General features: G+C 63.2%; 12 protein-coding genes. 2 read left to right on the top strand and 10 right to left on the bottom strand.

Features of this window, described 5'->3' with window-relative positions; translation table 11 throughout:
* The first annotated feature begins 7 nt into the window (after positions 1 to 7).
* Entirely contained in the window at positions 8 to 2740 is a 2733-nt protein-coding gene (mdeB, locus tag BLA15945_RS13860; RefSeq protein ID WP_174992646.1) for an alpha-ketoglutarate dehydrogenase, read from the top strand.
* Positions 2741 to 2800: 60 nt separating this feature from the next.
* Here the strand turns inward: mdeB and BLA15945_RS13855 are convergent, their stop codons facing one another.
* The 3 genes from BLA15945_RS13855 to BLA15945_RS13845 all read right to left on the bottom strand — a co-directional run bounded on the left by BLA15945_RS13855 (position 2801) and on the right by BLA15945_RS13845 (position 4343).
* Positions 2801 to 3274 carry an RES family NAD+ phosphorylase gene (locus BLA15945_RS13855; protein WP_174992645.1) on the bottom strand — a complete coding sequence of 158 codons (474 nt, stop codon included), beginning with the start codon at positions 3272 to 3274 and terminating at the stop codon, positions 2801 to 2803.
* Positions 3271 to 3771 carry an antitoxin Xre/MbcA/ParS toxin-binding domain-containing protein gene (locus BLA15945_RS13850; protein ID WP_404823534.1) on the bottom strand — a complete coding sequence of 167 codons (501 nt, stop codon included), beginning with the start codon at positions 3769 to 3771 and terminating at the stop codon, positions 3271 to 3273. Before BLA15945_RS13850 ends, BLA15945_RS13855 begins: the two co-directional genes overlap by 4 nt.
* A gap of 71 nt (positions 3772 to 3842) precedes the next feature.
* The gene (locus BLA15945_RS13845; protein ID WP_048249817.1) at positions 3843 to 4343 is read right to left on the bottom strand and encodes an Lrp/AsnC family transcriptional regulator; all 501 of its coding nucleotides are present in this window, start codon (positions 4341 to 4343) and stop codon (positions 3843 to 3845) included.
* Between the two features lie 196 nt (positions 4344 to 4539).
* On the opposite strand from BLA15945_RS13845, the gene BLA15945_RS13840 reads away from it, so the two are divergent.
* Positions 4540 to 5556, top strand: coding sequence for a 1-aminocyclopropane-1-carboxylate deaminase (locus BLA15945_RS13840; RefSeq protein WP_059237843.1), 1017 nt, complete (start codon positions 4540 to 4542; stop codon positions 5554 to 5556).
* Positions 5557 to 5732: 176 nt separating this feature from the next.
* On the opposite strand, the gene BLA15945_RS13835 is transcribed toward BLA15945_RS13840, so the two are convergent.
* Genes BLA15945_RS13835 through wecC form a run of 7 tightly spaced genes read right to left on the bottom strand, consistent with a single transcriptional unit; the run spans position 5733 to position 13411 of the window.
* The gene (locus BLA15945_RS13835; RefSeq protein ID WP_059237844.1) at positions 5733 to 6497 is read right to left on the bottom strand and encodes a WecB/TagA/CpsF family glycosyltransferase; all 765 of its coding nucleotides are present in this window, start codon (positions 6495 to 6497) and stop codon (positions 5733 to 5735) included.
* Complete coding sequence (locus tag BLA15945_RS13830; protein ID WP_059237845.1) at positions 6494 to 7705, bottom strand: prenyltransferase/squalene oxidase repeat-containing protein; 1212 nt, start codon at positions 7703 to 7705, stop codon at positions 6494 to 6496. Before BLA15945_RS13830 ends, BLA15945_RS13835 begins: the two co-directional genes overlap by 4 nt.
* Positions 7705 to 8505 carry a polysaccharide lyase gene (locus tag BLA15945_RS13825; protein WP_059237846.1) on the bottom strand — a complete coding sequence of 267 codons (801 nt, stop codon included), beginning with the start codon at positions 8503 to 8505 and terminating at the stop codon, positions 7705 to 7707. Before BLA15945_RS13825 ends, BLA15945_RS13830 begins: the two co-directional genes overlap by 1 nt.
* Entirely contained in the window at positions 8502 to 9641 is a 1140-nt protein-coding gene (locus BLA15945_RS13820; protein ID WP_174992644.1) for a glycosyltransferase family 4 protein, read from the bottom strand. Before BLA15945_RS13820 ends, BLA15945_RS13825 begins: the two co-directional genes overlap by 4 nt.
* Positions 9622 to 10863, bottom strand: coding sequence for a hypothetical protein (locus BLA15945_RS13815; protein WP_174992643.1), 1242 nt, complete (start codon positions 10861 to 10863; stop codon positions 9622 to 9624). Before BLA15945_RS13815 ends, BLA15945_RS13820 begins: the two co-directional genes overlap by 20 nt.
* Positions 10860 to 12146, bottom strand: coding sequence for a hypothetical protein (locus BLA15945_RS13810; RefSeq protein ID WP_174992642.1), 1287 nt, complete (start codon positions 12144 to 12146; stop codon positions 10860 to 10862). Before BLA15945_RS13810 ends, BLA15945_RS13815 begins: the two co-directional genes overlap by 4 nt.
* Before the next feature lie 20 nt (positions 12147 to 12166).
* A complete protein-coding gene (gene wecC / locus BLA15945_RS13805) occupies positions 12167 to 13411 on the bottom strand; it encodes a UDP-N-acetyl-D-mannosamine dehydrogenase (RefSeq protein WP_174992641.1) in 1245 nt (414 codons plus the stop codon).
* Between the last annotated feature and the right edge of the window lie 28 nt (positions 13412 to 13439).

Genomic DNA, 13439 nt, shown 5'->3' with positions numbered 1-13439 from the left:
GACTGGCATGACGGATCTGTCGAACGGTATCGAACACGCGCAGCGCGCGGCCCTCGCGCGCGTCGATGCGGACCCGGAAGAAACCGCCGAATGGCTCGAGGCGCTCGACGCGGTGGTTGCACACGTCGGCCGCGACCGCGCGCAATACCTGTTCGACCGGCTCGCCGAGCATGCGCGCGCGACGGGCCTCGCATCGTCGCGCACACCCGTCACGCGCTACCTGAACACGATTGCGCTCGCCGAGCAGCCGCCGTATCCGGGCGATCTCGACCTGGAGGAACGGCTGTCGGCCGCGCTGCGCTGGAACGCGCTTGCGATGGTCGTGCGCGCGAACCGCGCGTACGGCGAGCTTGGCGGCCACATCGCGAGTTATGCGTCGGCGTCCGACCTGTTCGAAACCGGCTTCAACCACTTCTTCCGCGCGGCGCCGCCCGAGACCGGCGATGCAACGGGCACGGCCAGCGGCGATCTCGTGTACTTCCAGCCGCATTCGTCGCCGGGCGTCTATGCGCGCGCGTATCTCGAAGGTTTCCTCACCGAGGATCACCTGAAGCACTATCGCCGCGAAATCGCCGGCCCGGGCCTGTGCTCGTATCCGCACCCGTGGCTGATGCCCGATTTCTGGCAATTCCCGACCGGCTCGATGGGGATCGGCCCGATCAACGCGATCTACCAGGCGCGCTTCATGCGCTACCTGCAGCATCGCGGCCTCGCGAACACCGCGGGCCGCACCGTGTGGGGCTTCTTCGGCGACGGCGAGATGGACGAACCCGAATCGCTCGGCGCGCTGTCGCTCGCCGCGCGCGAAGGGCTCGACAACCTCGTGTTCGTGATCAACTGCAACCTGCAGCGGCTCGACGGCCCGGTGCGCGGCAACGGCCGCGTGATCGACGAGCTCGAAGCGCAGTTCGCGGGCGCCGGCTGGAACGTGATCAAGGTGTTGTGGGGCTCCGACTGGGATCCGCTGTTCGCGCGCGATCACGCGGGCGCGCTCGCGCGTGCGTTCGCCGGCACCGTCGACGGACAGTTCCAGACCTTCTCCGCGAACGACGGCGCATACAACCGCGCGCGCTTTTTCAGCCAGGATCCCGCACTCGAAGCGCTCGCCGCGCAGCTCACCGATGCGGAGATCGACCGCCTGCGCCGCGGCGGCCACGACGCGCGCAAGCTGCACGCCGCGTATGCGCGTGCGCTCGCGCACCGCGGCCAGCCAACGGTGATTCTCGCGAAGACGATGAAGGGTTACGGGATGGGCGCGGCCGGCCAGGGCCGGATGACGACCCATCAGCAGAAGAAGCTCGACGTCGACGATCTGAAGGCGTTCCGCGACCGCTTCCGGTTGCCGCTGTCGGACAGCGACGTCGAGCAACTGAAGTTTTACAAGCCAGCGGAAGACAGCCCGGAAATGCGTTACCTGCATGCCCGCCGGGCTGCCCTGGGAGGCTATCTGCCCAGAAGGCGGATGGCGGCATCGAAGGGGCTGACCGTCCCTTCGATGCCGGCCTGGGGAGCGTTCGCGCTGGACGCGGCCGGCCGCGAGATGTCGACGACGATGGCGCTCGTGCGCATGCTCGCCGCGTTGATCAAGGATCGCGACGTCGGCTCGCGCGTCGTGCCGATCGTGGCCGACGAAGCGCGCACGTTCGGCATGGCCAGCCTGTTCCGGCAGGTCGGCATCTACTCGCCGCTCGGCCAGCGTTACGAGCCGGAAGACCTCGGTTCGATGCTCTATTACCGCGAGGACACGCGCGGCCAGATTCTCGAGGAAGGCATCTCGGAGGCGGGCGCGATCTCGTCGTGGATCGCGGCCGCGACGTCGTACAGCGTGCACGACCTGCCGATGCTGCCGTTCTACATCTACTACTCGATGTTCGGCTTCCAGCGCATCGGCGACCTGATCTGGGCCGCCGCCGACCAGCGCTCGCGCGGCTTCCTCGTCGGCGCGACGTCCGGGCGCACCACGCTCGGCGGCGAGGGGTTGCAGCATCAGGACGGCAGCAGCCATCTCGCCGCGTCGACGATCCCGAACTGCCGCGCGTACGATCCGGCGTTCGCGTATGAAGTCGCGGCGATCGTCGATGCCGGCATGCGCGAAATGGTCGAACAGCAGCGCGACGTGTTCTATTACGTGACGGTCACGAACGAGAACTACGCGCAACCGTCCGCGCCGGACGGCGATCCCGACGCGCTGCGCGAAGGCATCCTGAAGGGCATTCATCTGCTGCCGGCCGAATCGAATGCGCGCGCGCGCGTGCAGTTGCTCGGCGCGGGCGCGATCCTCGGCGAGGTGCTCGCCGCGCAACGGATGCTGAAGGACGACTGGGGGATCGACGCGGCCGTGTGGAGCGTCACGAGCTTCACCGAACTGCAGCGCGACGGGATGGAAGCCGAGCGACTCACGCGGCTTGGTGAGGATACCGGCACGATGCCTTACGTGACCGCCGCGCTCGCCGCAACGCGCGGGCCCGTGATTGCCGCGACCGACTACGTGCGCGCGGTGCCGGAACTGATCCGCGCGTACTTGCCGCGCCGCTACGTGACGCTGGGCACCGACGGGTTCGGGCGCAGCGACACGCGCGACGCGCTGCGTGCGTTCTTCGAAGTCGATCGCGCGAGCATCGTGCTCGCCGCGCTGAAGGCGCTGGCGGACGATGGGGAACTCGATGCGGCTGTCGTGCGCGACGCGCGAGCGCGTCTCGGCAAGCCCGCGCAGCCAGGCGTCGCGCCATGGCAGCGCTGACCGGACGACGCGACCGCCCGGCACTCGACGACTGTTCGTCGATCCAGGCAAACCAACCGGTTAGCCAAAGAGGCCAGGATCCAGCGCGAACGCTTCCTTGCTGAACACTTTCACACTCGAAGCAAAATCCGCATGCAGCGGGTTCAGCAACACGTTGAAGTCGGTCGGGCAAACGATTGACGGTACGCGCATCGCCAACGGCTCGCCCGCTTCAAGCCAGACCTGCCCGATCCGGGCGGTCGACTCCGGATCCTGCGACAGTACCGCCCAATCGTCCGGCAGGTCCGGCTGGTACGCGTTGTCATGGACGGTGTCGGGCACTTCCAGCGTCACCAGAAAAAATCCGCCAGCGGGAAGCAAGCCGGACAGATGGACGAGCGCCTCGAGCAACGACGTCGACGCATGGCAGCAGGTGAACAGCACACGCATGCCGCGCGGATTCCAGCGGCCACCTGCGATCGCCGCGCCGTTCCCGCTCAGGTCGTCGGCCAGGTAGTGCCCCTTTCGTTCTTTCGCGAGACGATACAACCTCACGCGGCGACCCCGAACTGGGCACGGTTCAGAATGTCGCGCACCCGGTCGTAGCCGGGCTGGACGTCGAGCACTTCGAGCGGCTTCAACCGTTCGAGCTCCGCGTTCGCCCGGCTCATCCACACCGCTGCGCGCTCGCGGTCTTCAAACAGATCGGTAGCGAGATCCAGCACATAGAGCACGCGCGCAACGCGATCGGACTCGCCTTGCGACAACCGGCCGTGTTTGGCGATTTTCCGCAGAATGGTCGAGCTGGGAAGGCTCAGCGCGCTCAGGAGGGACTGAACCGGCACGCCAAGCAACTCGCGCGCGACGCGCTCGATGATGACCGCATCGAAACCCTCCGCGATCGTGCGCCGCTGCAACATCGGCGCCATCCGGCGAAAGGTGTCGAAATCGCCCTTGCCGGCGCCCAGACCGTTCGAACTGCCCGCCGGCGCCGCGGGTGTGGTCGCCGTCATTGCGACTCCCAAATGGGTCAATGTGAATTCCCATTGCATGCAACCAATCGAGAACTTCCAATCAACCAAATGGCATAGCCGTCACTACCGGGAACCGCCCGCGCGCCGCGCTACACCGGCAGCGCGTGCGTCGACAGGATCTCCTTGAGTACCATGAACGAGCGTACCTGCCGCACGCCCGGCAGGTAGATCAGCTGCTCCGCGTGCAGCCGGTTGAAGCTCTCGTTGTCGCGCGTGCGCACCAGCATGAAGTAATCGAATTCGCCGGTCACGACGTGGCACTCCACGCACCCCGACACCTTCTGAGCGGCCTTCTCGAACGCGGCGAACGCTTCCGGCGTCGAGCGGTCGAGCACGAACCCGATCACGACGAGCATGCCGGCCCCGAGCGGTTTCGGGTCGAGCAGCGCGACGATCCCGCGAATCATCCCCATCTCCTTGAGCCGCTCGACGCGCCGCAGGCACGCCGGCGCGCTCAGCTTCACCTTCGCGGCGAGGCTCACGTTCGAGATCGACGCGTCCTGCTGAAGCTGCCTGAGGATCGCGCGATCGATGCGATCGAGCGCGGGTGCGGCGTCAGCCGACGAAGCCGAACGTCCACTTAATTTCATTGCGTCTTCCTCCGTTTCTGTGAACTCAAATTTCGATATTGATGTTCGAATCATTATCAACGTAGGCCGACGATATTTATTTCGCAAGCTCATTTCTCGCCTGCATGCCTATCATTTTTTATCGGGAGACGCCGTGCCGGTTGCTCCCGAGCGCACCGATTCCCATGCACATTCCGCCTTACCGGAGACCGCTTCGATGAACCTGCAACGCTTCCCCCGTTATCCGCTGACGTTCGGCCCGACGCCGATCCAGCCGCTCAAGCGCCTGAGCGCGCACCTCGGCGGCAAGGTCGAGCTGTATGCGAAGCGCGAGGACTGCAACAGCGGCCTCGCGTTCGGCGGCAACAAGACCCGCAAGCTCGAATACCTGATCCCGGACGCGCTCGCGCAGGGCGCGGACACGCTGGTGTCGATCGGCGGCGTCCAGTCGAACCAGACCCGGCAGGTCGCGGCGGTCGCCGCGCATCTCGGCATGAAATGCGTGCTGGTGCAGGAGCACTGGGTCAACTATGAAGACCCCGTCTACGATCGCGTCGGCAACATCCAGCTGTCGCGCATGATGGGCGCCGACGTGCGGCTCGTCGCGGACGGTTTCGACATCGGCATTCGCCGGAGCTGGGAAGAAGCGATGGAAAGCGTGCGGCAGGCGGGCGGCAAGCCGTATCCGATTCCGGCCGGATGCTCCGAGCATCCGCTCGGCGGGCTCGGGTTCGTCGGCTTCGCCGAGGAGGTACGCCAGCAGGAAGCCGAGCTCGGCTTCAAGTTCGACTACATCGTCGTGTGCTCGGTGACGGGCAGCACGCAGGCCGGCATGGTCGTCGGCTTCGCGGCCGACGGGCGCGCGGATCGCGTGATCGGCATCGACGCGTCCGCAACGCCGGAAAAAACGCATGCGCAGATCACGCGCATCGCACGGCATACCGCTGAAATCGTCGAACTCGGGCGTCGCATCGACGAGCGCGAAGTCGTGCTCGACACGCGCTACGCGGGCCCCGAGTATGGGTTGCCGAATGACGGCACGCTCGAAGCGATCCGGCTGTGCGCGCGACTCGAAGGCGTGCTGACCGATCCGGTCTATGAAGGCAAGTCGATGCACGGGATGATCGACAAGGTGCGGCGCGGGGAATTCGAGCCGGGGTCGAAGGTGCTGTATGCACACCTCGGTGGCGTGCCGGCGTTGAGTGCGTATTCGGAGATTTTCCGGCAGGGGTGATGGGGGCCGGGCGGAGGCGTGGTGCGCACTGTTAGCGCCAGTTCCAAGCCTCTGCCGAATAGGTTTCAGACGGCGCGGTTCGTCGATGCCGCGCGTCGTCCGTTTTAAACCTCGATCGAACCGCTCTGCAGGCCCGCGCGTCAGATCGTTGCAGCACGCGTGCGGCAAGAACGCGTCTACCGGGCATTGACCGCTCCTTTGCGCCGAAACCACCGCGACATATACGCACTCGTCAGCATCACGAGGAACCGGCTGTTGGTCGACAGATAGCGCTTCCACATCCGCTCCGGTTCCTGGAATATGCGAAACACCCACTCCAGACCGCTGCGCTGCATCCACGGCGGCGCCCGCTTCACCTTCCCCGCCACCACGTCGAACGTCCCGCCCACGCCCATCACGAAATCAACGCCTAACTGCGATTTCCAGCGATTGATGAAGTTCTCCTTGCGCGGCGACGTGATTGCGACGAACAGGAGCTTCGCGCCTGACGCACGAATCTGGTCGACGACGGTACGCTCATCATCCCAGAAGTAGCCGTGATGAGTCCCAGCAATCCGCAGCGTCGGGTATTTTGCGGAGACGACACAGCCCGCTGTGCGCACGACGGCCTCGGTGCCACCCAGCATGAAAACGGGCAGCCCGTCCTGCTGGGCCATGTCAAGCAAGCGATCGAACAGATCGACGCCGGCGACGCGCTCCGGAACGTGATGGCCAAGCAGCCGGGCACCCCACACGACACCCATCCCATCGATGTTGACGATATCGCAGCCACGTATCGAGGTAGCCAGTTCCGCATCGGTCTGCATGTTGACCAGTTTGGCAACGTTGACAACCACGTGCTGCGTGAATTGCTCACGCGCAATGCGATCGCGAATCAGTTCGACGGTTTCGGACATAGTGCCGACGTTCATCGAACAGCCGAACAGTTCGATGCGTTTCATGCACGCGCTCTCAGGGACAGGGAATGGGAAGAAGGAGCCTTGGGCTGAATATGGTTCGCAAGCAGGCCGATCGAGTAGAACGCCCAAGCCTGCGTCCATCGCAGGTAGTCGACACGATTGAAGGAGCGCGCAGTACGTTGATAGGCGAAGCGGCGTTCGCCAGGCAGGTAGAGCGTCTGCATCGCGCGGTCGAACACGCGCCGCGCCAGCGGACGATCGGACTCCAACGGCGACACCGTCAGCAACGTGATCAGCGCTTGCGCGAAAGAATGCATGTCAAGCGGCCAGATTCGGTCGGCGTAATATTTCGCGGTGCCATCGGGCGTGAAGAACGTGTTCCGATAGTACTCGAGGCCCCGATCGATCGCATCGTCGAAACGCCGCGTGTCGGCCGCCTGTCTCAAGCGATGCAACGCCTCGAGGTTGTAGCCTGTGTGGAAGCCGTCGATAAAGGTGTGATGGCTGCGCAGGCCGTACGCCCATGCGCCGTCGTCGTGCTGCATCGACACGCTGAGCGCCGCCGCGCGCAACGCACGTTCGAGCATCGATGAGTCGCCGCTTCGGCGAACTGTCTCGGCAACGAATGCAGTCACCCACAGGTTCGCGTTATGGACGAAGGCCGATTCGCCCGGGATGTACGCGTAGTATCCGGAACCGTCGCGTTCCATATAAAGCGAATCGAGAAAGTATCCAGCATCGACAGCCGTATCAATGAAACGCGAATCTCCGGTCGCCTCACCGAGCGCGTATAGCGCTCGCGCGGCGTAGCACGTCGTAATCGCGTTGGGCATGCCGACCGGCACGAAGAAGGCTCGCGCCGCCCAATCGAAGTGGTACCCCCATGCGCTATGCCGCCACTGCACCCGGTCGACACGTTGTTCCAGCAGCCAGTTGCCGAGAGCGCGCGCTTCCGTGACACTCGCTCCGTCGCCGACCCGGTACTCACGTTCAAGCAGACCGAGAATGATCAGCGCGATTCCTTTTGGGTTGCGCTTGCGTGGAACGCCGGTCAGGCCACGCAGATTGATCGGGCTGCGCTTGTGAAACTGAAGCCATGCGATGCGTGCGAGCGGCAAACGAGACAGGCCAGAATGTCGAAACAGGCGGCTGTTGAGGCCATCGAACGGATCGTGGCCGGCGTAGTCATGGCGCTGGCAATGCGCGAGCAAACCGTCGGCGACGGCGGCGGGATCGGGAAATGCTGTCATCAATCGTTTCTCTTGGCTTCCACGGAGACATCGCCGAAGTACACGGTGAGCGCATCGACGTCAGTGGGATAGGTTTGCCAACTCGGTTTATAAATACCGAACTTGAGATAGCTGTGCCGATCGCCGACATACGCGTTCGGTATGCCATTCGCATCGAAAACGGCGAGCTTATCCTTCCATACCTGAGTAATCGCCTGTCGACCCGATGAATCGGGCGCATAACGGATCATCCAGTCAACCCATCTTCCTCGGTCATTTGTGGCGCAGCAGAGACGCTTTTGTGTGTCGTGCGTCGTATCGCGCCCGCCGCGGACGGATATGACGTATTCCGATCCGAACAATTGCAGCATGACCGGAGGCGAGCCGCTATGCTCGCCCTGGTGAATCTGAGTGATGATCGCGAATTGCTCGCTGTCGAACCGGAGATCGTTCGGAAGATAGGTACGCCACCTGATCAAATATTCATGACCAGGAGCCAGCCGGATATCGCGCGGCAACAGAAACTCTGCCCTCGGCAACCGGTTGATCAGACGAGAAAAATCTTCACTCTTTCGAAGTTCGACTCGAATCGCCCGACGACCGGAGGCGACCGGATCATCAACGAGCGTGATATTCGTTGGCGTGGTTTGCTGGAACGTCAGGCCATCCAGACCGTTATGCCACGAGCTCGAATAAACGAATTGATAATCGGCGGCCCTCACGCGAGTCGCCGTTGCCGTTGCACAAGCCGCGAGCAGTATCGATCCGAGTCCTGCCGCAATCAGCACAATGCCGAACTTCACGGGCTTGCCGAATTTCATACGGAGGCTCCGTTCGTGACGTCGCGATAGCAACGAACATACTGCTCCGAAATCGTCTTGGCGGTGTAGTCCTGTTTTGCCCGGGACAGCGCGGCAGCTTTCATGCGTGTCGCCAGCATCGGATTTTCGAGTAGTTGCCGGACACGACAAGCAAGTGCCTCGGCGTCATTGGGCGGGACAAGATACCCGGTTACACCTTCGCTGATCAGATCTTGCAGCCCGCCAACCCGCGTGGCGACGACGGGCACACCACAGAACATGGCCTCCAGTGCGGCAATACCGAACGCTTCGAACTGGCTAGGCAGACAGAACACGAAGGCGTTTCGATAGAAAGAGAGCTTGTCGTCGCCGTCGAGCCATCCCTCGAAATAGACTCGATCAATCACGCCGTGGGCACCTGCAACGCTACGCCAATGCCCCACGTCGCCTTCGCCCGCCAGCCTCAATGTGAGATCGAATCCCTGCCTCGCGAGCAGGCCGAGCGCCTCGATCAGCACGTCGACGCCTTTCTGGGTCGACAGGCGACCCGCAAACGCGATATATGGTCGAACGCAGACCTGTGAGCGATCATGCGAATGGCCGTGCATTGCACCGTATTCCGCGACAGTCGCGAAGTTGGCAATGATGCTTGTATCGTCAGCGTTGCCCCGGAACTGATTCAACAGTCGCATAGACGCGGAAGACGTGCCGATTACCAAGTCAGCACCTCCGATGAACTGACGCATTGCCGCACGCGTCAGGCCGTCGGCACTCGCGAAAAATCGGCCGAAATTGCCGGAGTGCAAATGGAACACTACCCGCCTTCTCATCACTTTCGCGATCATATAGAGGGTGAATTTTCGGTAAAAGGATCCGCGCTCCGAAACGTGGAAATGCACAATGTCGGCCCCCCTAGCCACACGGATGAATTTCGGTACGTCAGACGAAAAGAACTGCAGTGACGAACCAGCGCTCCGGAAGCCATGTGTTTCGAAGATCGTCGTTCCGATGCCGGCACGCTCGAAGCTGGCCCGTCGAGCGGCCAACTCCCCAAGTACCGACGCAATGCCGCCGCGTTGACCATATCCGGGGCCGACGTGCAACACGTCGATCCGGTTTGCGTTGGAAATCCCAGCGTCATTCACCTCGTACCTCATTCGATTCTCCCTTCGATGACCCGCCACTCACGGAAAACACATACATCATCAGCAACGCAGAAAACACATAAGACGGCGAGAGAAATGCCATCGAGAACAGATTGTCGAAACAGAATGCAAGAACGACATACATCCAGATCATGCTTTTCCTTCTGGTTTGCCAGTAGAAAAGCATGAACGCAAGCCAAAGGATCGCTCCAAACAAACCCATTTCGACAAACAAATGCGGGTAGAACGTATCGGTCGTCTTCAACACGCCGCCGAGCCCATACCAGTTGAAGTGATAGGTCTGATACAGCGTTGAGTTGTACCTCACCGACGCCGGGCCGCCGAAACTACCGAGACCCTCGCCAAGCAAATTGCCATTCAACAGGGATTCGAACATCACCCGATAGGACTCCGCGCGCGCCGAGTTACCAGAGAGGATGTAGAACGACAGCTTTGCCATCGCGACTCGCGCAAGCGAGTCGAATAATCCGACCAGAACGAACATCGCTCCGGTTAACACCGCGAGAAGCGACACCATCCAGACCTTAATATCTCTCCAACCAAGAAATACCGGATAGAGAATGATCGCGACGAACATCTTGAAAGAAAATCCGAGCAGCGAGAACAGCAGAAATATCCACGACCACTTCAGCCTGGACGAATTGCGAAAATGGAAGCGGCACAGCAGAAACGCACAAAAATTGATGAAGCTGAACTCCGAAAAGAACCCCATCCACCCTTGAGCACGCAGGAACAGTCCGGAGTCGATCCGCACCGGCATGAACAGCGGCAACCCGGTCGCATACGACACGTAGAAATACAGCTGGAACAGGTCGTTGCTCACGACCACAGCGATGAACGTTCTGAGCAGCACGTCGAGCCGGTCTCGGTACGGGAAGATCGCCACCGTGATCGCGACCGGAAAGAGGAAACGGACGAGTTCCTCGATCCCGGCACGGACGTTGAACGACAACAGCATCCCGATGCAGAGCGACACGGCGATGGGGAGCACGACGACGGCCAGCCGATGAAAGCGCGGGCGCAAGAGCATTGCCGCGAACACGAGGCCGAACGCGCCCATCTTGACGGCTTGCGAACGATCGTCGTCGAGCGTGAGCAGCGTGTCGCTGACGCAGAAGACGAAGTACGCGAGCGCCAGCAGTCCGGCGCCCACGTCGGCTACGCGCGACCGACGATGTGGCGCGATCGCCGGGAATCGGGCCGCCACGTTCATGAACGGGCCCCCGACGACGCCGGCACCGTTTTCCGATCGGCAACGTCCACCGCCCCGATCGAGCCTGCATAGGCCGCACACACCCGCCGCGCCTGCATCACGACGATCGCGTTCCGGATCAGCGTGACGATCACGGCTGACGCCAGCATGCAGAAGAACCCTGCGTCGCCGCCGATCGCGATGCTGCCGCCGAGCAGCGCGACGAACAGCGACGACGTGCCGATGTTGATTCGCGCGGTGATCGCGCTCTCCTCGAACGCCATCATCACGTTGCTGCTGACGACGCCGAGCACGCCCGCCGCGCACTGGATCGCCAGCAGCACGCCGCCCGCGAACACCACGTACACGCCGTCGCCGTCGAGCCCATAGCGGTAGGTCAGCCCCGCCACCATCGCAACGTTCGCGACGAGTACAACCAGATTCGACACGCCGATATTGCGCCGCATCGCGCCCAGCGTTGCGTCGAGCGGCGCCCTGTCCTTCTTCCGCTTCACGAGGTCCGGTAATTGCGCGATCGAAATGGCGCGCGGCAGCAGGTTGCCAACTGCGGTCACCGAAGCGAACAACGACAGCATTCCCGCGAACGACGCACCGCACATCGCCTTCGCCGCCGGCACCGTCACCAGCGCAACACCGCCGGACAGGAAATTGGTCAGCCCGAACTGCAGCCCCTTCACGTCGATGCGCATCGAGAACGCGCGACGATCGGGCACCCCGATCGCGGCAAACATCGCGACAGCCACCCCGACCAACGCAACGGCCAGGCACGACGACGCGGAATAGCCGTGGCGCATCCCGACCCATAGCATCGCGCACGAACCCGCGATCAGCAGGCCGTCGAATGCGATCGTGATCCGGTAGCGGCGGTACGACACGAAAAAATGTCGCGCGAGCTGATACACGGCCCAACCCCACGTCAGCGCGACCACGCCGCCGAGATCGAACGCGGCGAGGCCGGTCGCGGACACCAGCACGCAGGCGACCGTGGCGGCCACGGCGGTCCATCCCGCCATCGACACCAGCGCGTAGAACGCGTCACGCGCCGCCTGCTTCCCGTCGGTTGCCGGTACGCGTACCAGAATCAGCGTCGCCCAGCCGATCGCCGTGAAGAAGCCGATCATCTGTGCGATCGACAGGTTGGACGCCGCCTGTCCGAGCTCGTCCAGCGAATAAATTCGCTGGACGAGCCAGAATGTCAGCACGCGATAAAGGCCGGGCGCGCCGGTGCAGACAAGCGCCTCGACACGGCCCTGCAGCTTTTTGGCGTCGGTATTCCGCAGCATGGCTGTCGCGCACCTACCTGTTACCCGCGCGCCAGCACGCCGCGCGTGTCGATCACGACCTTGGTCTGCAGCCGCACCGGGTCCATGCGCCGAAACGACGCGTGGTCGACGAGGATCGCGATCACGTCGGCTTCGGCCAGCGCGGTGTTCAGGTCGCACAGCCGGGTCTTCGCTTCGAGCGAAGCCGGCAGCGCCGCGATGTTGGGTTCGACGACCAGCAGCGTCGCGCCGGCGTTCTCCGCCAGCGCTTCGACGATTTTCACTGCCGGGCTCTCGCGCAGATCGTCGATATCCGCCTTGAATGCAAGCCCGAGACACGCGATCACCGGGTCGCGGAACCGGCTCGCCGCCTGCCGCACGCGCTCGTAGACGAAGTGCGGCTGGTCGTCGTTCACGTGGCGCGCGGTACGGATCAACCGAGCGTGCTCCGGCGCCGAATCGACGATGAACCACGGATCGACCGCGATGCAATGGCCACCCACGCCCGGCCCCGGCTGCAGCACGCTGACACGCGGATGGCGGTTCGCCAGCCGGATCAGTTCCCAGACGTTGATGTCCAGCCGGTCGCAAATTACCGACAGCTCGTTCGCGAACGCGATGTTCACGTCGCGGAACGCATTCTCGGTCAGCTTGCACATTTCGGCCGTGCGCACATCGGTCAGGATGCATTCGCCTCGCACGAACACCTCGTACAGCGCCTGCGCACGCGTGCCGCATCTGCGCGTCATCCCGCCGATCACGCGGTCGTTCTCCACAAGCTCGCGCACGACATGGCCCGGCAGCACACGCTCGGGGCAATGCGCGATACGGATGTCCGAGCGCTCGCCGGCCTGTTGCGGGAATGTCAGGTCCGGGCGTTGCGCGGCGAGCCATGCGGCCAGTTTTTCGGTCGCGCCGACCGGCGAAGTCGACTCCAGCACCACCAGATCGCCCTTCTTCAGCACGGGCGCGATCGACCGGCCCGCGGCCTCGATGTAGCTCAGGTCCGGCTTGTTGCCGTCGGCAAACGGTGTCGGTACCGCGATCAGGAACGCATCGGCCGGCTCGGGCGCTCGCGTCGCGCGCAGGTAGCCTTGCGCCACGGCGGCATGCACGAGCATGTCCAGATCGGGTTCGACGATATGGATTTCGCCGCGATTGATCGTGTCGACCGCGTGCTGCGATACGTCGACGCCGATCACGCTTTTACGGCGCGCAGCAAAGGCCGCCGCGGTGGGCAGGCCGATATAGCCCAGTCCGATGACGGAAACGGTTTCGAATGACATGAATGAGGTTCTCAGGACGTCGGGGGAT

It is taken from the genome of Burkholderia arboris (genome assembly GCF_902499125.1).
In the GTDB taxonomy this organism is placed as follows: domain Bacteria; phylum Pseudomonadota; class Gammaproteobacteria; order Burkholderiales; family Burkholderiaceae; genus Burkholderia; species Burkholderia arboris.
Note: the sequence above shows the minus strand (reverse complement) of the source record. Positions and strands in the feature narration are given on the sequence as shown.